This window comes from Streptomyces sp. NBC_01451, from assembly GCF_036227485.1.
GTDB lineage: Bacteria > Actinomycetota > Actinomycetes > Streptomycetales > Streptomycetaceae > Streptomyces.
In genome coordinates, this window is the sequence record NZ_CP109479.1 from 9,056,493 (window position 1) to 9,081,212 (window position 24,720).

Here is a 24,720-nt window from a genome sequence, read left to right on the forward strand (position 1 = left end):
GATCGCGCGGGGACGAGAGCGTCCGGAGGCGCCGATGGAGGAGCTGTCGGCCGCCGCGAACATGGACTCCGCGCGGTGCGGACGTGGACACCCCGCCGCTCGCCGAGGAGAACCGGTGGAAGCCGGCGGAGACCAGGGCGGTCGGCGGCACGATCGGACCGCTGAGCGCGGAGAGGGTCGCGTCGGTGATCGTCGACGGCATCGACCGGCGACGCTTCGCCATCTGCCCCGGCACCGGCACGCGAGTGCCGGCGCGCTTCGGCAGCGTGCTGCCGCCGCTGCTCAACCGGGGGTTCGACCGCAGGGTCGCGTGGTCGGCAGGGCGGCGAAGTGGGCATGACGCGAGGTCTCCGGAGCACATCCCCCGGGAAGGGGCGACGTGGGTTTGCCACCTGTGCCGAGGTCTTACGGAGCTGTGACGACCTGGGCGTGGGGCTGCCGTGCGGTGCGTCCCTGCTCCTAGCGTTCCGGTCATGCGAGTACTGGTCACCGGCGGAGCCGGGTTCATCGGGAGTCATGTCGTCGAGGCGCTGACCGCGCGCGGGCACGAGGCGGTCGTGTTCGACCTGCGCGACGGTCCGGACGTGCGCGACGCCGAGGCGGTCGCGGCCGTACTGCCGGGCGTGGACGCCGTCTGTCATCAGGCCGCGATGGTGGGACTGGGCAAGGACTTCCGTGACGCGGCCGAGTACGTGTCGCACAACGACCTCGGCACGGCCGTGCTGCTCTCCGCCATGGCGGACGCGGGGGTGCGGCACCTCGTGCTGGCCGGGTCGATGGTCGTGTACGGCGAGGGCTCGTACGCCTGCGAGTGGCACGGGGCGGTACGACCCGGGCCCCGGACCGCGGCCGATCTGGACGCGGGTCGGTTCGAACCCCGGTGCCCGCGCTGCGAGGAAGGCCTGACACCGGGAATGGTCGGCGAGGACGCGCCGGCCGATCCCCGCAACGTGTACGCGACGACCAAGCTGGCCCAGGAGCATCTGGCGGCAGCGTGGGCCCGGTCGACGGACGGCGCCGCGGTGTCGCTGCGCTACCACAACGTGTACGGGCCCGGCATGCCCCGCGACACCCCGTACGCCGGCGTCGCGTCCTTCTTCCGGTCCGCGCTCGCCCGGGGCGAGGCTCCGCGGGTCTTCGAGGACGGCGGCCAGCGACGGGACTTCGTGCATGTGCGGGACGTGGCCACGGCCAACGTGGCGGCGCTGGAGGCCGGGGCCCGGGCCGGTGCGCTGGTCGCGTACAACACCGGCAGCGGGGAGCCCCGCACGGTGGGGGAGATGGCGCAGGCGCTGGCCTCCGCGTACGGCGGGCCCGAACCCATGGTGACCGGGGAGTACCGACTGGGGGACGTACGCCACATCACGGCGGACTCGTCCCGCCTGCGGGCCGAGCTGGGCTGGAAGGCCGAGGTCGGGTTCGCCGAGGGAATGCGGGAATTCGCGAAGGCAAGGCTTCGCGGGGAGTAGCCCACGCCTCTCCCGTGTGCCCCGCTCCCGACGCGACGTCCGTGTTTCGTAAGGAGCGGGAGTCCGCCGTCCGCCTCTTGTCTTCGTAGGGTGAAAGTCGTGATGACCCCTCCTGAATCAGCGTCAGCAACCGTGTCGGCAACCGCGTCAGAACCGGAGGCGGTGACGGTCGCCGCGCCTGTCGACGTCGTCCTTCCCTGCCTGAACGAGGCCGAGGCCCTGCCCTGGGTGCTCGCCCGCATCCCGCCCAACTGGCGCGCGCTGGTGGTGGACAACGGATCCACGGACGGCTCGCCGGAGCTGGCCCGGGCCCTCGGTGCGACCGTCGTGCACGAGCCGCGCCGCGGCTTCGGCGCCGCCTGCCACGCCGGGCTGACCGCGGCCACCGCGGACATCGTGTGCTTCTGCGACTGCGACGCGTCACTCGACCCGTCCCTCCTCGAACCCTTCGTGCGCGAGGTACGCGAGGGTGCGGCCGACCTCGTGCTCGGGCGACGCCGGCCGCAGGGCCGAGGCGCCTGGCCCGCGCACGCCCGGATGGGCAACCTCGCGCTCGCACGGATGCTGCGTCGCCGCACCGGGCTGCGCCTGCACGACCTCGGCCCGCTCCGCGCCGCCCGCCGCGAACAACTGCTCGACCTCGCGCTCACGGACCGCCGCAGCGGCTACCCGCTGCAGATGGTCGTCCGCGCCGCCGACTCCGGCTGGCGTGTCGTCGAGCACGACGTGCCGTACCTGCCGCGCACCGGTGACTCCAAGGTCACCGGCACCTGGCGTGGCACCTGGCAGGCGGTACGGGACATGGGCCGGGTCCTGTCCGAACCACCGGCGCCCGGGGGCGGGACCGCCGCCGACTTGCTCTCCGTACTCCCTGGAGGAACCGCTCAGTGACCACACTTCTCGTCATCGCCAAGGAACCGCGGCCGGGCCGGGTCAAGACCCGGCTCACCCCGCCGTACACGCCCCGGGAAGCGGCCGCGCTCGCCGAGGCGGCGCTCGTGGACAGCCTGCGGACGGTGGCGGCCACCCCCGCCCGGCGCCGCGTGCTGGTGCTCGACGGCGCGCCGGGCCCCTGGCTGCCGCCCGGCTTCGACGTCGTCCCCCAGTGCGCGGGAGGTCTGGACGAGCGGCTGGCCGCCGCCTTCGCCGGTTGCGACGGACCCGCGCTGCTCATCGGCATGGACACCCCGCAGGTGACGCCCGCTCTGCTCACCGTGGACTTCGCCGACTGCGACGCGTACTTCGGCCCGGCCGAGGATGGTGGATTCTGGGCGTTGGGTCTCGCCCGCCCGGACCCCGAACTACTGCGCGGTGTGCCGATGTCGACGCCCACGACGGGTGCCGTGCAGTATGAGCGGCTCGTCATGGCGGGTCTGCGCGTGCGCGTGCTGCCGTGCCTTCGGGACGTGGACACCGCGGGCGACGCGGCGGCGGTCGCCGCGGCTGCCCCGGGGAGCCGGTTCGCCGCTGAGCTGGGGCGTCTCGGAGCGGTCGCCGGTCGATGAGCACCGCACACGAGATCACGTCGCCGAGGACGACCGGCTCGGACCGTCCCGTGTCCGTCGTGTCCCCCGGCATTCCGCGTCCCTGGGCTGCCGATCCGTACTCCGAGGCCCTGGCCACCGGTGGCGGGCCGCTCTTCCTCCGCCGCGCCGACGGCTGGCTGCTGCCGCTGGAGGTGGAACGCTGGTGCGCCGGGGCCGACGCGGCGGACATGAAGGTCCTGGAGCACTGTGAAGGGGCCGTGCTCGACGTGGGATGCGGGCCCGGGCGGCTCGTCGCCGAACTCGCGTCCCGGGGCCTGCCCGCGCTCGGCATCGACGTCAGCGAAGCCGCCGTCGCCCGCACCGTGCGGCTCGGCGGCCAGGCTCTGCAACGCTCCGTCTTCGAACCGCTCCCCGCCGAGGGGCGCTGGGACACCGTCCTCCTCATCGACGGCAACATCGGCATCGGCGGCGACCCGGGCGCCCTCCTTCGACGGATGTCCCAACTCCTCCGTCAGGGCGGCCTCCTGATCACCGAGACCGTCCCCGACAGTGAGGTCGACGAACGCGTCACCGTCCACGTCGTCCGCATCGCCGCCGACGCTCACGGGTCCGCCGGCCCGCCCTTCCCCTGGGCCCGCCTCGGCACCCCGGCCCTGCTCCGGCTCGCGACGCACGCGGGCTGGCGCCCGGCGGGTCAGTGGACGGCCGGTGGCCGCTCCTTCGTCGCCCTGCGCAACCGCGCCGACCGCGCCGACCGCAGGACGAGGGCCACCGCCGAGCCGCCGAACAGCACGGCCGTGATCAGCAGCCAGCGGGACAGGAACCCGTCGCCGGACAGGGTGGTGGCAGACCGGTAGCGGTCCGCCACCTGTCCGCTGATCAGCGGAAACCAGATCAGCAGCAGGAGGCCGGAGAACGCCGCCGGGACGCGCACGAAGACGGTCCACTCCCGGCAGCCCAGCATGCCCAGCGCCCGTGTGACGATCCGGTCCGCGCCCGCGTACAAGGGCACCAGCACCAGGTCGTGCACCAGCGCCGCGCCCACGAACCACAGCGCCACCGAGAACCAGTCGTCCGCGAACAGCCGCACTCCCGCGTACCCGGCGAGCGTGAACGAACAGGCGAGTAGCAGGAGTTGGAAGGGGCTCCCGACGTACGGGCTCCTCGAGCCCAGGCGCACCGGAAGCCGTCGCATCACAGGTCGTCGCTCCACAGGCCGTCGCATCACAGGTCTCCGAACGTCATCCGTGCCACCCACTTGGTGTTGAGTACCCCGGGCGCCGCGGGGACGATGATCCGCGCCGGGTGACCGTGGTCAGGAGTAAGAGGCGCGCCGTTGACGAAGAGGGCCAGCAGGGCACGCGGGTCGCCCACCTGGTTGTCACGCAGGGCGGCCCTGCGGAACGCCCCGTGCCGCTGGAGCGACTCCACCAGTACGTCCGGCGGCGCGTCGCCCTCGTACCCGACGAGCGCCGCCAGATCCCGTAGGCGTACGCCCCGCCACGACTGGTCGGAGGTCGACCAGCCCTCCACGCAGGCGATGGGCAACGCGGCGTCGTGCAGGGGGAGTCGCATCAGTTCTGCCCGGCTCAGCCGGACCGTCCGTCCGCGCCCCTCGACGACCAGCCGCCACGCCTCCTCACTCGTCTCCGTCGTGCTGATCCCGCGCGACGCGGCCGTCTTGTTGATCTGGAAGCCGCCGGGGCCCGAACCCGGTTCGGGGCCACCGTGCGGCGCGAGCAGAGCCGTCTCCCGCAGTGCCCCGTCGAAACTCCGGCCCGCCGTCGTGACCAGCAGGAGCAGGGAGCCGCCGCCGACGAAGCCGAGGGCGCCGCGGCGGGAGAAGGTGGGCGGGGTGGGGGCCGGCGCGACGAGGCCGTTCTCCTCGTCGCGCAGGTGGCGCAGGTTGCGCAGCGCGGCCGGTACCCGCAGCACCGCGTGTGTCACGAACGCCGCGAAGAACACCCAGGCCCCGTAGAAGTGCAGCGGATAGAAGGAGCCGGGGAAGAGGTAGTCGAGCTGGACGTTCAGCACGCCGGTGGTGAACTCGAACAGCGCGCCCCCGACCAGCAGGAGCAGCGAGATCCTTTCCAGCCCGTGTGCGAGCGAGCGCACGGGCGGGAGGGTGAACAGCCGGGGCAGGACCGACCACAGCTTCGCCAGCAGTACGGGGATCAGCGCGATGCCGAGGGTGACGTGGACGCCCTGGGTGAGCCGGTAGAGCCACGGCGGGTCGGTCGGCCAGGCGAAGAGGTAGAAGCCCAGCAGGCGCTTGTCCGGGGTCTTGTCGTTCACCGGGGACAGATCCGGGTTGTAGGCCGCGTACGACAGCAGGCCTGTCACGAAGAGCACCGTGATCCCGCCGAGCAGCACGATGCCGAGCACGGAGGTGAACCATGGGCCGCGCAGCGGACTGCGCCAGAAACCGGGGGAGGTGGGGAGGAGTTGGTCGGGCATGGTCCGACCGTAGGCCGGGACAGGCGGGGGACAGGGCCCGCGACTCATGACGAAACGCTGACGTCCTGGCCCGCCGGAGCCCTGGCCGGCCCTCCCCGGCCTAGCGTGCCGGTGTGAACCGTGATCATCTCCGCGACCTGTCCGCGGCCCTGGCCGCAGCGCTGCTCGTCACGACGGCCGCTGTGATCGGTACCGTCATCCAGGACCGCTACGGAACCCTTCGTGTGAGCTGGCCTCCCGTGTACGGCCACTGGGAGCCGCATGTGGGCCCCGGCACCCCGGCCGCGATTGGCGTCGCCGTCGCCGTCGTCGCGTACGGGCCGCTCCTCGCCGCCCGGCTGCCCTGGCGCGCGCTGCTGCTGACCGCTTGCGGCACCGCCACGACGTGGACGTTCTCGCTCGCCCTGGTCGACGGATGGCAGCGCGGCATCGCCCTGCGGCTGACGACCAAGTACGAGTACCTCCAGGTCATCGAACCGGTCAACCGTTTCCACGACATCCCCGCCGCCCTGCGGGACTTCACCCACCACATCCTGATCCGCTCCCCCGACGCCTGGCCCGCGCATGTCGCCGGGCATCCTCCCGGGGCCACGCTCACGTTCGTCCTCCTCGACCGGATCGGGCTGGGCGGCGGGGCCTGGGCGGGCGTCTGGTGCGTCACCGTCGGGGCGACGGCGGCGGTGGCGGTTCTCGTCACCGTGCGCGCGCTGTGCGGGGAGGCGCTCGCCCGCCGGGCCGCGCCGTTCCTGGTCCTGGCCCCGGCGGCCGTGTGGATGGGCACGTCCGCGGACGGATACTTCGCGGCGGTCGCCGCCTGGGCCGTCGCCTTCCTCGCCCTCGCGGTCACCGGACACCGGCCACGGTCGTCGGGCCTGGCCTCCGGGCTCCTCTTCGGGCTCACCGCGTATCTCTCCTACGGGCTGACACTGTTCGCGGTGATCGCCGGCGGCGTCGTGCTGCTCGGCTCCCGACGACTGCGCCCACTCCCGTACGTCCTCGCCGGACTCGTGGTCGTCCCGGCCGCGTTCACGTTCGCGGGCTTCAACTGGTGGGAGGCGTATCGCCTGCTCGTCACCCGCTACTACCAGGGAGCCGGCGGTGTCCGCCCCTACGGCTACTGGGTGTGGGCGAACCTCGCGTGCACGGTCCTGCTGGTGGGTCCGGCGACCGTCGCGGGCCTGCGGCGGGCCGGCGCGGCTCCGGTACGCGAGGGCTTCCGCGGTCGCCTGCGCACGAGCGTGGACGCCCCCGGATCCCGGCTCGCCCTGCTCGTGTTCGCCGCGCTGCTCGCCCTGCTCACCGCCGACCTCTCGGGCATGAGCAAGGCGGAGACGGAGCGCATCTGGCTGCCGTTCGCCCTGTGGCTGCTCCCGGCCTGCGCGTTCCTGACCCGGCCCCGCGCCTGGCTCACGGCACAGGCAGCTCTCGCCCTGCTCCTCAACCACCTGCTGCTTACGGGGTGGTGACGACCGACGACAGGGCTCCCCTTCGAGCCGCCACGGGAGGACAGCGGTGCCAGGTTCTTACGAATCGCGGACGTAGGGCCGGCCGCGCCGCACCGAAGTGAGGCGGGTGAGAAGCTGGGGTGCATGCAGCAGCCGCATGAATCCGCAGGTACCGAGCCCGCTCCCCGAGGGCGGGTCGGCGCGATGCGCGTCCTGGTCGTGGACGACGACCCTACGGTCGCCGAGGTCGTCTCCGGCTATCTCGACCGAGCGGGGTACGACGTGGAACGCGCCGGTGACGGGCCCTCCGCACTCGTACGGGCCGCCGCCAACCGACCGGACCTGGTGGTGCTCGACCTGATGCTGCCCGGCATGGACGGCCTGGAGGTGTGCCGCCGGATTCGGGCCCGTGGACCCGTGCCGGTCATCATGCTCACCGCCCGTGGCGACGAGGGCGACCGGATCCTGGGCCTCGAAGTGGGCGCCGACGACTACGTCACGAAGCCCTTCAGCCCCCGCGAGCTGGTGCTGCGGGTCGAGTCGGTACTGCGCCGGACCCGGCCCGCCGCGGCAGCCCACCCGGTGCACGGGGCAGGCATCACCATCGACCCGGCCGCCCGGCGCGCCACCAAGAACGGCGCCGAACTCAGCCTCACGCTCCGCGAGTTCGACCTCCTCGTCTTCCTCCTGCGCAACCACGGCCGCGCCTACAGCCGCGAAGAGCTGATGCGTGAGGTGTGGGGCTGGGACTTCGGCGACCTGTCCACCGTCACCGTCCATGTACGCCGGCTGCGGGGCAAGGTGGAGGACGACCCGGCCAGCCCGCAGCTGATCCAGACGGTGTGGGGAGTGGGCTACCGCTTCGACACCACGCCGTTCGAGGAGGCAGTGTGACCATGCGCGCCTTCCTGCTGATCGCCCTGTTCGCCTTTCTCGGCGCCGTCGCGGCCGGGCTGGTCGGGGCCGGTGTGCTGTGGCTGATCCGGCGACGCTCGCTGACCATGTCCCTCGCCGTGGTCGTGGCCGTTGCCGTGGCGGCCATGCTCGCGGGCACGCTGGCCGTGGCGCGGGCCATGTTCCTGTCCTCGCACGACCTGACCGTTGTGACCATGGTTGTCGCGATGGCGGCGGTCGTCTCGCTGGCCACCGCGCTGCTGCTCGGCCGTCGGGTCGTCGCCGGCAGCAGGGCCCTCACCGCGGCTGCCCGTTCTTTCGGTGACGGCGGCCATTTCGCGGCTCCCGACGGCTCGGCGACCGCCGAACTCTCCGCTCTGAGCCGGGAGTTGGCCAGCACCAGCGCGAAGCTCGCCGCGTCCCGCGACCGCGAGCGCGCCCTGGAGACATCGAGACGTGAACTGGTCGCCTGGATCTCACACGACCTGCGCACCCCGCTCGCCGGGCTGCGCGCGATGTCCGAGGCACTGGAGGACGGCGTCGCCGCCGAACCCGACCGCTACCTCCGCCAGATGCGCACGGAGGTCGAACGTCTCAACGACATGGTGGGTGACCTCTTCGAACTCTCCCGCATCCACGCCGGGGCGCTCGCCCTCTCTCCGTCGCGCATGTCCATGTACGACCTTGTCGGCGACGCCCTCGCGGGAGCGGACGCTCTCGCGAGAGAGCACGGTGTGTGGCTGATCGGCGATCGCATCGAACCGGTGCCGGTCGAGGTCGACGGCAAGGAGATGAGCCGGGTGCTGAGCAATCTGCTGGTCAACGCGATCCGCCGGACACCCTCGGACGGTACGGTCGCGATCGCCGCCGAGCGTTCCCCCGACGGCGTCGTCGTGTCCGTCACCGACGGTTGCGGTGGCATCCCGGACGAGGACCTGCCGCGTGTCTTCGACACCGGCTGGCGCGGCACGCATGCCCGCACCCCTCCGGCCGGTGCCGGCCTCGGTCTCGCCATCGTCCGCGGCATCGTCGAGGCACACCGCGGACAGGCCGCCGTGCGCAATGTGCCCGGCGGCTGCCGCTTCGAGGTGACTCTTCCCCTGGCCGAGGCCTGATCTCGAGGAGCGCTCGGCTTCTCCCCGGGAGAGGCAGGGAGAGCGGCGGGCGCCGGTGTCCCGGGTGGGCCGGACGCCGGCCCACCCGTCTCTACGCCCCCGGATGCAGCCCGAGCCAGCCGGGTGTCGGGTCGCCCTTGACCTCCCCGAAGTACAGGGCGAAGGTCTGCTTCCAGCGCTCCACCTCCGCGCGGTCGGACATGAAGCGGGGGAAGCCGTCCACGTGGGCGTCGGGGTACTCCCAGATCGGCTTCAGACCCGCCGGGGGAGTGACGTCGGTCCGGACGGACCAGCCGTTGAAGGAGCCGTTCTGCATCTCCTTCGACAACTGCCAGTTGAGGAACAGCTTGGCGGCAGTGGAGTTCTTCGCCTGCTTGAGGACGGCCATGCGCTGGCCCCAGGCCATGAACGGATGCCCGGCGCCGATGGCGAACGTCACGGGTGAAGTGCTGACCGCCGACCCCGCGGTGCCGACACCGATGGTCTTCTGCCCGCCGAAGACGGCGTCACCCGGGGAGTTGCTGCCGCGGGCGAACCGCACGTCCTGGGCGGCGAACCTCGCCACCCAGTCCCAGCCGTACTTCCGCGCGTACAGCGTGAAGAGGTAGAGCACCGCGTCGTCGTCGTGCGGGAAGGAGGAGGCGATCTGGCCCTTCCACTTCGGGTCGACCAGGTCGCGCGGGGTGAGAGGCGTCCTCGAACCGACCTTCGCCGTGTCGTACATGAAGCTGAAGGCGATGGCTCCGGTGGCCACCCACGCGCCCTGTGGGTCCTTGAACCTGTCGTAGACCTTGGAGAACCCGGCGGGCTTGTAGTGCAGCAGACGGCCCTGCTGCTTCCAGCGGTCGAAGTCCTGAAGGGTCTGGAACTGCACGACGTCCGGCACGAGGGTGTCGGTGGCGAACTGGTTGTCGACACGGACGTCGTGGTACTTGCTGTAGTCGACGATCAGCGTCAGGTCGATGTCCGGGAAGCGGGCCTTGAAGGCCGCCTTGGTGCCGTCCTGCTGGGTGGGGGTGTCGCCGCCGGCGTAGACGACGAGCTTGCCGCCCTCCGCGAGAGCGGTCCGGTAGAGCTCGTCGAGGGTCCTGGTCTCCTCGCCCCGGGAGGTGCCCCGGGTGGTGTCCCGGGAAGTGGCGGGGGAGGCGGCAGCGGGGGTGGCGTTCGCGGCGACCGCGCCGACACCGAGGGCGGCGCCCGCGCCGGTGGCGAGGACACGTCGTCTGCTGAGGAAGCTGGACACGCTGGGGTGGCCTTCCTGATGGGGGGTGGCGTGGTGAAGCGACCGGCACGTCGGCGATGGCCGGAGGCGCCGGGCGGCCTTCATCCTGCGCCGCCGCCCCTCGATGGGCAACGTTTTCCACAGGTGGAATCCCACATTCAATCGAACGGTTGAATGCCCCGGGCTGCTTGGGCCCGCGGCCTACTCCGGTGGCCGGCCCGTGGTCCGGCGCGGCACCAGGGTGGGGGACAGACGGACCTGGTCCGTGGGTTTCTGCCGGTCGGCGAGCCGCTCCAGGAGCAGGCGGGCGGCGTGCCCGCCGATCTCGTGGCCCGCCTGGTCGACGCTGGTCAGGGAGATCGGGCCGAGCGCGGCGAAGGTGGTGTTGTCGTACCCGGCCACCGAGATGTCACCGGGAACGTCGAGCCCCGCCTCGTTGATCGCCGCCAGGACACCCATGGCCACGATGTCCGCACCCGCGAAGACGGCCGTCGGAACGCTGGGGCGGGCCAGCAGCTCCCGCGCGCCCTGGTAGCCGCCCTCCTGGGTGTAGCTGGTGGAGGCCACGTCGATCCACTCCCCGAGCCCCAGCGCCCGCATGGCCTGCCGGTATCCGTCGGCGCGGCGGGCGTTGGGCATCTCCATGAGGCGTGTCGGGTCGGTCTCGTGGTGCTCGATGTGGGCGATGCGGCGATGCCCGAGACCGGCGAGATGGCCGACGGCCAGGGACGCGCCCTCGACATCGTCGTCGACCACCGTGTCGTACACCGGAGACGAACCGTGCCGGCCGACGACGACGGTCGGCACGGAGGAGGCGACGTGTTCGAGGTGGGCGCGGGGCGAGACCGGCGCGACCAGGATGAGGCCGTCCATGCCGTGGTCCAGCATCGCCTCGGTGACCCGCGCCTCCTCCTTCTCGCCGTTGCAGCCGGGGCCCAGAAGCACCTGGTACTCCGTGTCCGTCAGCCGGCCGGTGATGCCGTCGAGCACGTCGGGGAAAAAGGGGTTCCGGATGTCGGGCAGCATCACGCCGATGGTGTATGTCTGCCCGCGGAGACTTCTCGCTCCCGCGTTCGGCCGGTAACCGAGTTCGTCGATCGCGCGGCGCACCTTCGCGCGCATCTCGGGACTGGCGCCGTACGCGTTGCGCAGCACCTTGGACACCGCGGTCGTGGACACCTGGGCGTGGCGTGCGACATCGACGATCGTGACGCGCCGACGTCGTGCTGGCGGCTCCATTCGATTCCTTCTCCCTGGGAACTGCTGCCGCCGAGTCTACGGACGGGCCTGTGGCCCGGCGGACGCCTCGCGACGGTTGCACGCAGGCCGCCGCCGTAACGATCGCGCAGTCCCCAGCGCGACGAACGCCTCGGCTGGACCGGCGACACCCAGGTCTTCGCGGCGACCGGTCTGTACAACGTGGACGCCGGTGTCGTCCTCAGCCACTTCCAGGACACCGTCGTCGACTCCCAGGCCAACTACGGTGCGGACAAGGAGCAGTTCACCGGGCTCGCCCCGACCGGCCGGTTCAACCTCCCGGGCGGCGGCAGCGGTTGGGCGGACGCCGGCGTCATTGTCCTCGCCCCCGTCCTCACCGACGAGGCCGCGCGGACCTGGCGTACGAACTGCTCCACCAGGACGGGCTGCCGTCCTGGCTGTTCTCGGTGAAGGACGGTGCCACCACGGTCTGGGAGCGCTGGAACTCGTACTCGGAGGAGGACGGGTTCGGGCCGGTCGGCATGAACTCCTTCAACCACTACGCCTTCGGCGCGATCATGGAGTGGATGTACGCCTGCACGCCGGCATCGCCCGCGATCCGGAGAGCCCCGGGTTCAAGCACTTCCTGCCGCAACACCACATCGATCCCACAGGCGGGATCACCCGGGTCTCCGGGGTGTACGAGTCGCCGTACAGGGAGATCCGGAGCGAGTGGCGCGTCACGGACCGCGGCAGGGGCCTCGGGTACGACGTGGTGGTGCCCGCGAACAGTGCGGCGACCCTGCGGCTTCCGGCGGTGTCGGCCGACTCGGTCCGCGAAGGCCGTGTACCGCTGGACCGTGCGGAGGGCGTCCGGTTCGTCGGTCACACCGACGGGGTGTATGTCTGCTAGCTGGCGTCCGGCCGGTACCGCGTGAGTGCCCGGCTGCGCTGATGTGCGTGTGCTGAGGGGACAGTGGGAGGGACGCGTCCGCGGGGCCGGCCGGCGGCGCCGCGGACGCGTACCTGGCGTCAGACCACGAGCCACTGCTGGTTCGTGCCGGTGTTGCAGCTCGACTGGTTCAGGGCCGCCCCGTTGGTGGTCGACCCTCCGGTGACCTGGAGGCACAGCCCGCTGTTGACGTTGGTGAAGGTGACATAGGCGCCGATCACCGACGTCCTGCGCCAGAGCTGGTGCGTGCCCCCGTCACAGGTCCACTGGTCGGCCGTCGCACCGTCGGTCTTGGAACCGCCGGGGATTTCGAGGCACTTGCCGCTGTTGACGTTGACCAGGCGGTAGTCCGAACCGGAGGGAGTCAGTGCCCACTGCTGGTTGGATCCGCCGTTGCAGTTGCCGGAGTTGACGGCCGCCCCGTCGGCGGTGCTCGCGAACCAGACGTCCGCGCACTTGGCGCTGTTGCGGTTCAGGAGGCGGTTGCTGGTGGAGCCCAGCGGGGCGGCGAGGACGGGCCAGCCACCGGCGAAGGTGACCTGGCGGATGTCGAGGGACTCCTGGCCGTTGTTGTCGCCGTTGTAGTAGTGGTAGGCGAGGAACTTCGACGTGCCGTCGTCGAAGGCGTCCGCGCCCCCGGCCGCCACCTTGGGATAGGCGCCCGCGAGCACCGGTGTCCCACCGCCGGACGCCATGTTCGTGCCGCTCTGGTCGAGATAGGGGCCCGTGATGCTCGTGGACCGTCCGACCACCGTGTAGTAGGTGCTGTTGGTCCCGCTGCAGCACAGCCCCTTCGAACCGAAGAGGTAGTAGTAGCCGCCGTTGAGGATGATCGTCGGGTTCTCGATGTCGACGGCGATGTGCCAGAGGTTGTTGTCGCTCGTGGACAGCTTGCCTGTCGACTCGTCCAGGACGTGCATGTAGGTGCCGGAGCCGGTCCAGGAGCCCCAGGAGACGTACAGCCGGCCGTCCGGTCCCCAGTCGACGTTGGGGTCGATGGGGTAGTTGACGTCGGTGACCAGGCCCTGGTCGGTCCAGGGCCCCTCGATGCTGGTGGCCGTGGCGAGACCCATCACGGCGTACGAGGTGCCCCAGCGCGAACCGGCGTAGTACAGGTGGTACTTGCCGTTGAAGAACTTGATGTCGGGGGCCCAGATGTTCGGCGGCGTCGCACCCAGCTTGGCGGTGATCCAGGACGGCGTCGACTCCCAGACGTTGCCTATCTTGGTCCAGCCGGTCGCCGCCGTGGCATCGCATGTCCTGCGCTCGGTTATGGACCCGCTGGGGTTGAGCGTGTCGTTCTCGAACCCGGTGGAGAAGCCGTAGTAACAGCTGCCGACCTTGATGACGGACGGGTCGTGCATACGGATGTCACCGCTGAGCGCCTGCGCCCGGCCGGTCGCGACCAGACCGAGGACGGCCAGGGTGGCGGCCAGCAGAGCGGCGAGGACGGGACGGCGCCGTCGTCTGTGCATCCGCAGGAGGAGGCTTTCGGCATGGGGGCTGTTCACACGAAACTCCCTTGTATCGGTGAGGTGTTGGTGCCGGTGCCGGTACGGGCGGGACTCAGCCCTTGACGGCCCCCGCGGTCATCCCCGCGACGATCTGCCGGTTGAAGAACAGGAACATGATCAGCGGCGGGATCGTGATGAGCAGGATGTCCATGAAGAGCAGGTTGTAGCTGGTGCTGTACTGGCTCTGGAAGTTGAACAGGGTCAGCTGGACGGTGGCGTTCTGCTCGCCCGGCAGGAAGTACAGCGGGTTGGTGAAGTCGTTGAAGACGGCCACCGACTGGACGACGATCACGGTCACGACGACCGAGCGGAGCATCGGGAGGATGACCCGGAAGAAGAGCCGCAGCGGGGACGCGCCGTCGATGATCGCGGCCTCGTCGAGTTCGCGCGGGATGGTGGCGATGAAGGCGCGGAACAGCAGGATGGAGAAGGAGAGCCCGAAGGCGATCTCCACGAGGATCAGCCCGGGGAGCGTGCCGAACAGCCCGGCCTTCTGGAGGACCCAGATCGTGGGCACGACCGCCGGCGGGATGATCAGCCCGGACAGGACCAGGAAGTTGATCATCCCCGTCCACCGGGTGACGCGGCGCTGGAGCACGAAGGCGACCATCGCGCCGAGGACGACCATCGCCGTCACACTGGCGACGGTCAGGATCACGCTGTTCACGAACGCGATGACGAGGATGTAGTCCCGCGCCTGCACGACCTCGACGAGGTTGTCGACCAGTTGGAAGTGGCGTGGCCAGGAGAAGTCGAGCTGGGAGGCCTGCTGCGGATCCTTGACGGCCGTGAGCACGATGAACGCGAACGGGACGACGAAGACGACGATGCTGACGGTGACCGACAGGGCGCCCAGCCAGGTGCGGGTGGAGTTCCTCATCGCTGCACCTCCTTGCGGGCCAGGAAGCGGGACAGCGGGACGACGACCGCCGTCACGACCAGGAAGAGGATGACGTTCCCGGCGGTCGACAGGCCGTAGAAGCCCGCCTGGTACTGCTTGTAGATGACGGAGGCGACCACGTCGGAGCTGAAGCCCGGTCCGCCGCGTGTCATCGCCCAGATGAGGTCGAAGGAGCGCAGGCCGCCGATGAGCGACAGGATGATGACGGTGGAGGTCGCGGGCCGGCTCAGCGGCAGGACGACGTTGCGCAGCAGCTGCCAGGAGTTCGCGCCGTCGAGTTTCGCCGCCTCGTAGTAGTCCTGTGGGATGGACACGATGCCGGCGATGTAGATGACGGTCGCCAGGCCCACGCCCTTCCAGACGTCTACGAGGGCCACCGAGAACAGTGCGAGCGACGGCTCGGTCAGCCATCCCGGACCGTCGATGCCGATCGCGGCGAGGGCCTTGTTGATCGCGCCGGTGGAGGGGTCCATGAAGGCGGTGAAGGTGATGCCGACGCCCACGGTGCTGACCAGCACGGGGAAGAACACGGCCGAGCGCAGATAGCCCCGGGCGCGGATCTGGCTGGTCAGCAGGATCCCGAGGAAGAGGCCGAGGACGACCTTGAGGCCCGAGGTGACGACCGCGTAGAGGAACGTGTTGACGAAGCCCTTGACGAGGGCGGGCTCCTGGAAGAACTCGGTGTAGTTGTCCAGGCCGATGAAGGTCGACTTGAAGATCGTCCACCGGGTCAGGCTGAAGTAGAACGACGCGAGGGTGGGGACCAGGAACAGCGCCCCGTAGACGGCCGCGGCGGGCAGGTAGAACCAGGTGGGATAGGAACTGTGCGTTCCCGGGGACCGGCGCGCCCGGACCGGCGTCGGTGTCCGCCCGGTCGTCTTCGGCGGGGTCGGTGCAACTGTGGTCATCGATCGACCTCTCTCGGGTGCCTCCCCGCACCGCTCGACGAGGGCGGGGAGGCACTGACGTGCGTTCCTACCAGCCCGACAGGCCGAGCTGCTGTGCCTGCTTCTTCGTGTCCTTGTCGTACTGGGTCGCACCCGTCTTCGCGTCGGTGATGCCGGAGCCGACCTGCACGCTGATCTGGTCGAGGCTCGGTCCCTTCACCGGGGACAGGAACTCCAGCGCCGGGCTCTGGGCGCCGTTGGTGAAGTACGCGGCGACGTCCTTGGTGATCGTCGGCACGTCCGTCGGCAGGGTGCAGCCCTTGACCAGGTACGGCCCGGTCGGTGTCGACGCCTTGGCCTGGGCCGTGCAGCCGGCCGGGCTCGCGGCGAACGCGAGGAGCTTCTTCACCGCGGCGAGCTTGTCGCCCGTGGTGGTCTTCGGGACGTACAGGGCGTTCGGGAACCACGCCGTCAGGCCGTTGGTGGCGGCGTCGTCACCCGGCAGCGCGAAGAAGCCGATGTCGTTGAGCTGCTCCGGGTTGCTCGTCTTGATCCCGCTGATGACAGTGGAGAGCATCGGGTACTGGGCGCCCTTGCCGGTGGCCAGCATCTGGAGGCCCTTGACGAGGGTGGCCGACGCGTAGTCGGAGTTCTGCAGTTTCAGGTCGTGGATCTGCTGCAGGTGCTGGAAGCCCTTCACCGCGTTCGGGTCGGAGGCGTACTTCGCCTTGTTCTCCGTGTAGTCCTTGACGAAGCCCGGTTCCGCCGCCGCCACGTTGTGGAAGTCGCCCAGGACGAGAAGCTGGGAGGTCCAGGTGTCCTGGTAGGTCTGGATGACCGGAGCGATGCCGGCGTCCTTGATCTTCTCGCTGTTGGCGATGAAGTCGGCCCAGGTCTTGGGCACCGTCAGGCCGAGCCTGTCGTAGACCTTCTTGTTGTAGAGGACACCGCCGCCGAGAGCCGAGCCCAACGGGACGCCGTAGGTCTGGCCGCCGACCGTGACCTGCGGGACGAAGGACTCGTCGAGATTCTTGACGTACGGGTCCTGGGTGATGGGTGTGAGCGTCTTCGTCGGGTCGATCTGCTGGAACAGGGAACCCACGTTGTAGACGAACAGGTCGTCCATGCTGTCCGTCTGCAGCCGCGTCTTGATGAGGTTGTCGCCCTCTGTCCCGCCGGGACGTGTTTCCACGCTCACCTTGATCTTCGGGTTCTTCGCCTCGAAGGCCTTGGCCAGTTGCTGCGCGGACTGGAGGTTGTCGGGCGCGTTGTCGACGAGAAGCTTGATCGACGTCGCGGCCCCGTCCTCGTCGGCCGAGCCGAGAGAGCCGGCGCTGCAGGCGCTGAGCACCAGCGGCAGAACGGCGGCCGCGGCCACCACGGCCCTTCTCTTGGCGAGAGTGCTTGACCTCATGGATGTTCCTTCGTTCGAGCGTCGATGAATCGTTTCAGTGTGGATTTGGCCAGGCAGGTGGCGGGGAGCGGTGGGGCTCGCTGCCGGATCGGCTTGTGTTCCGTCGCGGCCGTTCATCGGGTCCCGGGCGCGGGGCGATGCGATGTGGCTGTCGGCTGGGCCTGCCGCGCCGGGCCTTTCGTGTAACGTGCCACAAAGGGAATGCCCCACAGATTGAAGCGAACCTGCCGGAGCCGTCAAGCCATCTGCGAGTAACGTTCCGGAAACGCCGATGTGGGTCGGAGCGGCACAGGGCAACGGAGGTGGGGACCCCCATGAGAACAACGGGCGGCGCGAAGAGAGTGACGATCGCCGACGTCGCGCGCAGCGCGGGCGTGTCGACCTCGGCCGTGTCGAAGGTGCTGACCAACGCCTACGGGGTGAGCCCCGCGATGCGCGAGCGGGTGCGGGCCGCGATGGCCGAGCTGGGCTATCGTCCGCATGCCGCCGCCCGCGGCATGCGGGGCCGTACCTACACCATCGGCGTGCTGCTCGCGAGCATCCGGAACGCCTTCTACGCGGACCTTCTGGAGGGGGTGGACGCGCAGCTGCGGAACAGTGAGTACGCGGTGTTCATGGGCTCCAGCGGCTCCGCCGAGATGGACGACCAGACGAAGCTCATCCACGCCATGGTGGACCGGCAGATGGACGGCCTGATCCTGATCGCCCCCGCCGTTCCCCGGACGGAGGTGGTGCGCATCGCCGCCGACGTGCCGACGGTGGTGCTCGGCCACCACGACCCGTCACCGGCGTACGACTGCGTGGTCAACCAGGACGGGCTGGGCGTCGATCTCGTGGTGGACCATCTGGTCGGACTGGGGCACCGGGACATCGCCCACCTCTCGCACCCGACGGTGCGCGGGACCCAGTGGCAGCAGCGGCCGGAACACCACGTCCGGGCCGCCTACGGCGAGGCGATGGCCCGGCACGGCCTCGCCGACCTGGCCCGGGTCGTGAACTCGGGGTATTCGGACGCGGGCGGTTACCGGGGTGCCATGGAACTGCTCACCTCCACGCGCCCGCCCACCGCGATCTTCGCCGGCGCGGACGTCGCCGCGACCGGCGTCTTCCGGGCCGCCGCCGAACTCGGCCTGCGCATTCCCGCGGATCTCTCGCTCGCCGGATACAACAACACCTCGGTGGCCGCCCTCGCTCCGGTGGACCTGACCAGCGTGGACCAGGCGGGCGTCATGATGGGCGAGACGGCCGCCCGGCTCCTCGTGGAGCGGATCGAGAACCGTCGTGACCGCGCCGTCGTCATGGCCTCGACCCCGCACCTCGTGGTGCGCGGCAGCACGGCTCCTCCGCGCCACTGAGCAGAGCGAACGCCCGGATTTCTTCCCCGTCCCCTCTTGACGCCCTGACCTCCCCGGCTCATGGTTGAGTCGTTTCAAACGTGGAACGTTCCACACTTGAGGGAGGGGACAGGCATGATCCTGGAGCATCCGGAGCCCAGCACCACCGTTGCAGCGATCCGGTTCGAGCACCGGGACGATCCGTTCGGTGTGGGTGCCTCGGCGCCACGCCTCTCCTGGCAGGTGCGCACCGACGATCCCAGATGGCGGCAGACGGCGTACGAGGTGGAGTTGGACGCCGCCACCGTCGTACGGGTCGAGTCGGCCGAGCAGATCCTGGTGCCCTGGCCGTTCGAGCCGTTGCCCTCCCGCACCCGGGCCACCGTCCGGATCCGGGTGGCCTCCGGGGGAGAGCCGACCGAGTGGAGCGCGCCCGCCACCGTCGAGACGGGACTGCTGCGCCCCGACGACTGGAGCGCCCGGTTCATCACCCCCCGCGACCACGGCGGCATGGACGCGCCCGCCCCCGAACTCGTCCGGACGGTCGTCCTGCGCCCGGGGTTGGTGAGTGCGCGGCTGTACGCCACCGCCCACGGCGTCTACACGGCCTCCCTCAACGGCGCCCGGATCGGTGACGAGGTCCTGGCACCCGGCTGGACCAGCTACCGTCACCGGCTGCGCTACCAGACCCACGACGTCACCGCACTGCTGGCGGAGGGCGAGAACACCCTCTCCGTCGTGCTCGGCAACGGCTGGTATCGGGGCCACCTCGGCTGGTGGGGCGCCCGCGCCCTGTACGGCGACCGGCTCGCCCTCCTCGCCCAGCTGGAAGTGCGGTACGCCGACGGCTCGGTGGACACGTTCGGCACCGACGAGGAGTGGCGGGCCCGGGACACCGGAGTGGTCGCCGACGACCTCTACCAGGGCCAGCGCACCGATCTGCGGATCACGCCCGGCGAAGCGACCGGCCCGGTGGAGGTGCTGCCCGACGAGGACGCGGACCTGGCGCGACTCGTCGCCCCGGAGGGTCCTCCCGTACGGATCACCGAGAAGCTGCCGGCGCTGAAGGTCTGGCAGTCGCCCTCCGGGCGTACGCTCGCCGACTTCGGGCAGAACGTCGTCGGCTGGGTCCGGCTTCGGGTACGCGGCGCCACGGACGGCCGGGAGGTCACCGTCCGGCACGCCGAGATCCTGGAGGACGGGGAACTGTGCACCCGGCCCCTGCGCACGGCCGACGCCGTCGACACCTACCTGCTGGCCGATGCCGCCGAGACCGTCCTCGAACCCTCGCTCACCTTCCACGGGTTCCGCTACGCCGAGATCAGCGGCGTACCGGACCTGACGGCAGAGGACCTGCACGCCATGGTGGTGGGGACCGACCTGCGCCGCACCGGCTGGTTCGCCTGTTCCGACCCGGATCTCGAACGGTTCCACGAGAACGTCGTCCGTGGCACCCGCGGCAACTTCCTCGACGTGCCCACGGACTGCCCGCAGCGCGACGAACGGCTCGGCTGGACCGGAGACATCCAGGTCTTCTCACCCACCGCCGCCTTCCTCTTCGACTCCGCGGGCTTCCTCTCCTCGTGGCTCGCCGACCTCGCCGCCGACCAGCACCCCGACGGCGCGGTGCCCTGGGTGATCCCCGACGTCCTGGACATCGAGACGCCGACCGCTGCCGCCTGGGGCGACGCCGCCGCTGTGGTGCCCTGGGTGCTGCACGAGCGGTACGGCGACCTCGACGTCCTGCGGCGGCAGTTCGCCAGTGCGCGCGCCTGGGTCGACAAGACGGCCTCGCTGACCACCGACGGGGTGTGGGCGGGCGGTTTCCAGTTCGGTGACTGGCTCGACCCGGCCGCACCGCCGGACGACCCGTTCGCCGCCCGCACGCCCGCGGACGTCGTCGCCACCGCGTGCCTGGTCCGCTGCGCGGACGTCGTCGCCCGCACCGCGGAGGCACTGGGCCACGCCGAGGAGGCGGCACGGTACGCCGCGCTCGCCGCCCGGACCCGGGAGGCGTTCGCCCGCGCGTTCGTCACCCCGGCCGGCCGGATCGTGGGCGACTCACCGACCGCGTACGCCATGGCACTCCAGTGGGAGCTGCTGTCCCTCCCCGAGCAGCGCGGGACCGCCGGGCGCAGGCTCGCCGACCTGGTCCGCACGAGCGGCTTCCGGATCGCCACCGGATTCGTCGGCACCCCGCTGATGACCGACGCCCTCACCTCCGTCGGACGCTCCGACCTCGCCCATCGGCTGCTGTTGGAGAAGGGGTGCCCCTCCTGGCTGTATCCGGTGACGATGGGCGCCACCACCGTCTGGGAACGCTGGGACAGCATGCTGCCCGACGGCAGCGTCAACCCCGGCCAGATGACGTCGTTCAACCACTACGCGCTCGGCGCGGTCGCCGACTGGATGCACCGCACCGTCGCCGGACTCGCCCCCGCGGCCCCCGGATACCGGGAGTTCACCGTACGACCGCTGCCCGACCGGGCCCTCACCCATGCCTCCGCCCGGCACATCACGCCCTACGGAGAGGCCTCGGTGAGCTGGCGGCGCGACAACGGGCGCTTCCATCTGGAGGTGACCGTCCCTGTGGGGACCCGGGCCACCGTCCACCTGCCCGGCGAGGGCTGGCCGGCCTTGACCGCGACGCACGGCAAGCACTTCTGGACGACCGAGGATCCCTGCCCGCCGGCCTCGACCTCGGTGGCGACCGTACGGGACCTCATGGACGACCCCGGTCTGTGGGAGCGCACGGTCGGCGTCCTGGTCCGGCACGGCCTGGGGACGGACACCGCCCGGCTGGCCCGGCGACTGGAGCCGTATCTGGACGTGCCGGCACGTGAGTTGCCCACGCTGGCCAACAAGGTCCTCTTCGAGGACGGGGGCGCCGGCGCCGCCGCCGACCTGGAGGCGCTGCTGGGCGGCGTACAGGGCTGACGTCCGCGACAACCACTGCCCTGCCTTACCCGTCCCACGCACGCCGGCTCGCCCTCCCCGTACGCGCGCTCGCGCGGCGGGGACCTTCCCGAGCTTCCGAACCCGCACCCCTTCATGAAACGGACCCCCGATGCGACAGATGACCCGCAGGTCTGTCCTCCGCACCGCCACAGCCGTGGCGCTCGCCCCCGTGCTGAGCTCCCTGGTGCTGCCCGCGCTCGCACCGGCGGCAGCCGCCGCCGGCCCCTGGACGGCCAAGTGGATCTGGGCGCCGTCCACCACGACGAACCAATGGGTGGCCTTCCGCAGGTCGTTCACCCTGGCCGCCAGGCCGGGCAGTGCCGTGACACGGATCGCCGCCGACTCCAAGTACTGGCTGTGGGTGAACGGGACCCTGGTGGTCTTCGAGGGCCAGCTCAAGCGCGGCCCCAACCGCACGGGCACCTACCACGACGTGATCGACCTCGCCCCGTACCTGACCGGCGGCAGCAACACCGTCGCACTGCTGGTGTGGCACTTCGGCAAACAGGGCTTCTCGCACAACAGCAGCGGCAAGGGCGGACTACTGTTCCAGTCGGACGTCACGACCGGCTCGACGACCACCCGGATCGTCAGCGACACCGGCTGGAAGCACACCGTCCACGTCGGCTACGCCAACGACACCGGCGGGACACAGGCGAACTTCCGGCTGCCCGAGTCGAACATCCACTACGACGCCCGCAACGCCGTCTCCCTGGCGGACTGGCAGTCGCCCGGCTTCGACGACAGCGGCTGGACGGCGCCCACCGACTTCGGCGCAGCCGGAGCCGCGCCCTGGAACGACCTCGTCGAGCGGCCCGTCCCGCTGTTCCGTTACTCCGGCCTCAAGGCCTACACCAACGCCGCGTCGCTGCCGTCCACGGGGCAGGGCGGCACCGCCATCTCCGCCACCCTGCCCTCCAACCTCCAGATCACGCCGTATCTCAAGGTGGACGCCCCGGCCGGTGCGGTGATCGGCATCCAGACCGACCACTACGACGACGGCGCCAACCTGACGGGCATCGAACCCGGCACCGCCTACAACGTGCGCACCACCTACGTCTGCACCGGCGGCGTGCAGGAGTTCGAGTCGCTGGCCTGGATGAGCGGCACCGCTGTGCGCTACACCGTCCCGGCCGGTGTCACCGTCCTGGAACTGAAGTACCGCGAGTCCGGCTACGACACCGACTTCGCCGGTTCGTTCAGCAGCAGCGACGCCTTCTTCGACACCCTGTGGGGCAAGGCCGCCCGCACCATGTACGTCAACATGCGCGACAACTACATGGACTGCCCCACCCGGGAGCGTGCCCAGTGGTGGGGCGATGTGGTCAACCAGCTCAAGGAGGGCTTCTACACCTTCGACACCCGCTCGCACGCGCTCGGCGCGAAGGCCATCTCCCAGCTCGCGGCCTGGCAGAAGGACAGCGGAGCGCTCTACTCCCCGGTGCCGTCGACCATCTGGACCGCCGAACTGCCCGTCCAGATGCTCGCCTCGGTGTGGTCGTTCTGGACCTACTACCTCCACACCGGCAACGCCGACGCGGTCACGGGTGCCTACCCGGCGGTGAAGAAGTACCTGAACCTGTGGGCCCTGGACAGCGACGGCCTGGTCAAGCACCGTGCCGGCGACTGGGACTGGGAGGACTGGGGCAGCAACATCGACGCCCGCGTCCTCGACAACTCCTGGTACTACCTGGCTCTGGACACCGCCGCCAACCTCGCCGACCTCAGCGGCAACAGTGCCGACACGGCCGGCTGGAAGGCCCGACGCGACAGCATCAGGGCCAACTTCGACCGTGTGCTGTGGAACGCCTCGAAGAACGAGTACCGCTCACCCGGCTACAACGGCGACACGGACGACCGCGCCAACGCCCTCGCCGTGGTCGCGGGCCTGGCCCCCGTCTCGCGCCACCGGGGGATCGTCGAGGTCCTGCGCAACCACCTCAACGCCAGCCCGTACATGGAGTTCTACGTCCTGGAGGCGCTGTACCTGATGGGTGCGGCCGGTGTCGCCGAGGAGCGGATGCGCAACCGCTTCGCCGCCCAGGTCATCGACCCCGCATCCCACACGCTGTGGGAGCTGTGGACCAAGGCGGAGGGCACCGACAACCACGCCTGGAACGGCGGCCCGCTGTACGCGCTGTCCGCCTACGCGGCCGGCGTGCGCCCCACCCGGCCCGGCTGGACGACGTACGACGTCGTCCCGCAGACCGGCACCCTCACGAAGATCAACGCGGTGACGCCCACCGTCAAGGGCGACATCCGCTTCGGCCTCACCCGCGAGGGCACCCAGGTGGCGCTGGACCTCACCTCGCCGAACGGCACGACGGCCCGCGTCGGCGTGCCCACCTACGGCGGCTCCCAGCCCGTCATCAAGGCAGGCGGCACCACGGTCTTCACGGGCGGCTCCGCCACCGGCGCCGTCAGCGGCCTCACCTACGCGGGCGAGGACTCCTCGTACGTCTACTTCACCCTCCGGCCGGGCACCTGGAGGTTCACCGTCACCGGTACCGGGCGGCTCGACAACCTCGCCCTGGGCAGGCCCGTCTCCAGCAACAACAGCCTGGAGAACGGCAACTGGGGCGGGAACCGGCTCACCGACGGCACACTCACCGGCGTGACCGGCGCCAGGGGCTACACCAGCAACGAGTTCACCTCCGCCGATGTCGGCGCGAACCCCGTGTGGGTGGAGATCGACCTCGGGGCCGACACGGACATCGACGCCGTACGCCTCTTCCCCCGCACCGACACGCCCGCCGCCGGTGGCGGTACGGCGGGCTTCCCGGTGGACTTCACCGTCCAGACCCGCGCGGACGGCGCCGGCGCCTACACGACCGTCCGTGCCGTCACCGCCGAGCCCAACCCCAACGGCCTTGTGCAGACCTACGGTTTCCGGACCACCACCGCCCGCCATGTGCGTCTGCAGGCCACCAGGCTCGGCACGCCCGCCGCGGACGAGACCTCCAAGTACAGGCTGCAGCTGGCCGAACTCACCGTCCCCACCGCGGCCACCTCGGTGACCAGCAACTGCACGCTGGAGAACGGTGACTGGGGCAAGACCCGGGCGCTGGACGGCACCGCCTCAAGCGTCACCGGTGCCAAGGGGTTCACCAGCATCGGCTTCGCCTCCGCCGATGTCAGTGACACACCCGTGTGGATCGAGGTCGATCTGGGCGCCGACCGGGCCATCGGCTCGGTCACCCTGCACCCCCGTACCGACACCGCCGCGGCCGGCGGCGGCACCGCGGGCTTCCCCGTCGACTTCACCCTGCGGACCCGGGCCGAGGGCGCCACGTCCTACACCACCGTCCGCACGGTCACCGGCCAGGCCAACCCCAACGGCACCGCACAGACCTACCCCCTCACCGCTGCCACCGGCCGCTATGTGCGCCTACGGGCCACCGGACTCGGTGCACCGGCCGCCGACGAGAGCACGATTCGCCGCCTCCAGGTGGCGGAGATCAGCATCAAGTAGAG

General features: G+C 70.7%; 18 protein-coding genes and 1 pseudogene. 12 read left to right on the top strand and 7 right to left on the bottom strand.

Annotated elements, in window-relative coordinates; all coding sequences use genetic code 11:
- Window positions 1-83: 83 nt before the first annotated feature.
- The 5 genes from OG595_RS39930 to OG595_RS39950 all read left to right on the top strand — a co-directional run bounded on the left by OG595_RS39930 (window position 84) and on the right by OG595_RS39950 (window position 3,813).
- The gene (locus OG595_RS39930) at window positions 84-419 is read left to right on the top strand and encodes a hypothetical protein (protein WP_329280892.1); all 336 of its coding nucleotides are present in this window, start codon (window positions 84-86) and stop codon (window positions 417-419) included.
- A gap of 54 nt (window positions 420-473) precedes the next feature.
- Window positions 474-1,469: an NAD-dependent epimerase/dehydratase family protein gene (locus OG595_RS39935; RefSeq protein ID WP_329280895.1), complete on the top strand. Its 996-nt coding sequence runs from the start codon at window positions 474-476 to the stop codon at window positions 1,467-1,469.
- Window positions 1,470-1,631: 162 nt separating this feature from the next.
- The gene (locus tag OG595_RS39940; RefSeq protein ID WP_329283556.1) at window positions 1,632-2,360 is read left to right on the top strand and encodes a glycosyltransferase family 2 protein; all 729 of its coding nucleotides are present in this window, start codon (window positions 1,632-1,634) and stop codon (window positions 2,358-2,360) included.
- The gene (locus OG595_RS39945; RefSeq protein WP_329280896.1) at window positions 2,357-2,974 is read left to right on the top strand and encodes a TIGR04282 family arsenosugar biosynthesis glycosyltransferase; all 618 of its coding nucleotides are present in this window, start codon (window positions 2,357-2,359) and stop codon (window positions 2,972-2,974) included. The genes OG595_RS39940 and OG595_RS39945 overlap by 4 nt, the downstream gene beginning before the upstream one ends.
- Window positions 2,971-3,813: a class I SAM-dependent methyltransferase gene (locus tag OG595_RS39950; RefSeq protein WP_329280898.1), complete on the top strand. Its 843-nt coding sequence runs from the start codon at window positions 2,971-2,973 to the stop codon at window positions 3,811-3,813. Before OG595_RS39945 ends, OG595_RS39950 begins: the two co-directional genes overlap by 4 nt.
- Before the next feature lie 367 nt (window positions 3,814-4,180).
- Here OG595_RS39950 and OG595_RS39955 read toward each other — a convergent pair whose 3' ends face one another.
- Complete coding sequence (locus tag OG595_RS39955; RefSeq protein ID WP_329280900.1) at window positions 4,181-5,413, bottom strand: molybdopterin-dependent oxidoreductase; 1,233 nt, start codon at window positions 5,411-5,413, stop codon at window positions 4,181-4,183.
- A gap of 113 nt (window positions 5,414-5,526) precedes the next feature.
- On the opposite strand from OG595_RS39955, the gene OG595_RS39960 reads away from it, so the two are divergent.
- The 3 genes from OG595_RS39960 to OG595_RS39970 all read left to right on the top strand — a co-directional run bounded on the left by OG595_RS39960 (window position 5,527) and on the right by OG595_RS39970 (window position 8,867).
- The gene (locus OG595_RS39960) at window positions 5,527-6,879 is read left to right on the top strand and encodes a hypothetical protein (protein ID WP_329280902.1); all 1,353 of its coding nucleotides are present in this window, start codon (window positions 5,527-5,529) and stop codon (window positions 6,877-6,879) included.
- A 123-nt stretch (window positions 6,880-7,002) separates the two neighbouring features.
- Complete coding sequence (locus OG595_RS39965) at window positions 7,003-7,752, top strand: response regulator transcription factor (protein ID WP_443073297.1); 750 nt, start codon at window positions 7,003-7,005, stop codon at window positions 7,750-7,752.
- A 2-nt stretch (window positions 7,753-7,754) separates the two neighbouring features.
- Window positions 7,755-8,867 carry a sensor histidine kinase gene (locus tag OG595_RS39970; protein WP_329283560.1) on the top strand — a complete coding sequence of 371 codons (1,113 nt, stop codon included), beginning with the start codon at window positions 7,755-7,757 and terminating at the stop codon, window positions 8,865-8,867.
- Between the two features lie 91 nt (window positions 8,868-8,958).
- On the opposite strand, the gene OG595_RS39975 is transcribed toward OG595_RS39970, so the two are convergent.
- Complete coding sequence (locus tag OG595_RS39975) at window positions 8,959-10,110, bottom strand: ABC transporter substrate-binding protein (RefSeq protein ID WP_329280903.1); 1,152 nt, start codon at window positions 10,108-10,110, stop codon at window positions 8,959-8,961.
- 180 nt (window positions 10,111-10,290) lie between these two features.
- The gene (locus OG595_RS39980; RefSeq protein WP_329280905.1) at window positions 10,291-11,328 is read right to left on the bottom strand and encodes a LacI family DNA-binding transcriptional regulator; all 1,038 of its coding nucleotides are present in this window, start codon (window positions 11,326-11,328) and stop codon (window positions 10,291-10,293) included.
- A 111-nt stretch (window positions 11,329-11,439) separates the two neighbouring features.
- On the opposite strand from OG595_RS39980, the pseudogene OG595_RS39985 reads away from it, so the two are divergent.
- Window positions 11,440-12,199 (top strand): annotated as a pseudogene (locus OG595_RS39985) (alpha-L-rhamnosidase-related protein); the annotation flags it as partial.
- Window positions 12,200-12,318: 119 nt separating this feature from the next.
- Here the strand turns inward: OG595_RS39985 and OG595_RS39990 are convergent.
- The 4 genes from OG595_RS39990 to OG595_RS40005 all read right to left on the bottom strand — a co-directional run bounded on the left by OG595_RS39990 (window position 12,319) and on the right by OG595_RS40005 (window position 16,954).
- Window positions 12,319-13,749 (bottom strand): RICIN domain-containing protein, encoded by a 1,431-nt coding sequence (locus OG595_RS39990; protein WP_329280907.1) that lies wholly within the window; start codon window positions 13,747-13,749, stop codon window positions 12,319-12,321.
- Between the two features lie 55 nt (window positions 13,750-13,804).
- Window positions 13,805-14,632: a carbohydrate ABC transporter permease gene (locus tag OG595_RS39995; protein ID WP_329280909.1), complete on the bottom strand. Its 828-nt coding sequence runs from the start codon at window positions 14,630-14,632 to the stop codon at window positions 13,805-13,807.
- Window positions 14,629-15,561, bottom strand: coding sequence for a carbohydrate ABC transporter permease (locus OG595_RS40000; protein WP_329280911.1), 933 nt, complete (start codon window positions 15,559-15,561; stop codon window positions 14,629-14,631). The genes OG595_RS39995 and OG595_RS40000 overlap by 4 nt, the downstream gene beginning before the upstream one ends.
- A gap of 67 nt (window positions 15,562-15,628) precedes the next feature.
- Window positions 15,629-16,954 carry an ABC transporter substrate-binding protein gene (locus OG595_RS40005; RefSeq protein WP_329280913.1) on the bottom strand — a complete coding sequence of 442 codons (1,326 nt, stop codon included), beginning with the start codon at window positions 16,952-16,954 and terminating at the stop codon, window positions 15,629-15,631.
- 314 nt (window positions 16,955-17,268) lie between these two features.
- Here OG595_RS40005 and OG595_RS40010 point away from each other — a divergent pair, with 314 nt between their 5' ends.
- The 3 genes from OG595_RS40010 to OG595_RS40020 all read left to right on the top strand — a co-directional run bounded on the left by OG595_RS40010 (window position 17,269) and on the right by OG595_RS40020 (window position 24,718).
- On the top strand, window positions 17,269-18,309 hold the full coding sequence (locus tag OG595_RS40010) for a LacI family DNA-binding transcriptional regulator (protein WP_329280915.1): 1,041 nt from the start codon (window positions 17,269-17,271) through the stop codon (window positions 18,307-18,309).
- A gap of 114 nt (window positions 18,310-18,423) precedes the next feature.
- Entirely contained in the window at window positions 18,424-21,225 is a 2,802-nt protein-coding gene (locus tag OG595_RS40015) for a family 78 glycoside hydrolase catalytic domain (RefSeq protein ID WP_329280917.1), read from the top strand.
- A 130-nt stretch (window positions 21,226-21,355) separates the two neighbouring features.
- Window positions 21,356-24,718, top strand: a complete 3,363-nt coding sequence (locus tag OG595_RS40020; protein WP_329280919.1) for an alpha-L-rhamnosidase-related protein — start codon at window positions 21,356-21,358, stop codon at window positions 24,716-24,718.
- Window positions 24,719-24,720 lie beyond the last annotated feature (2 nt).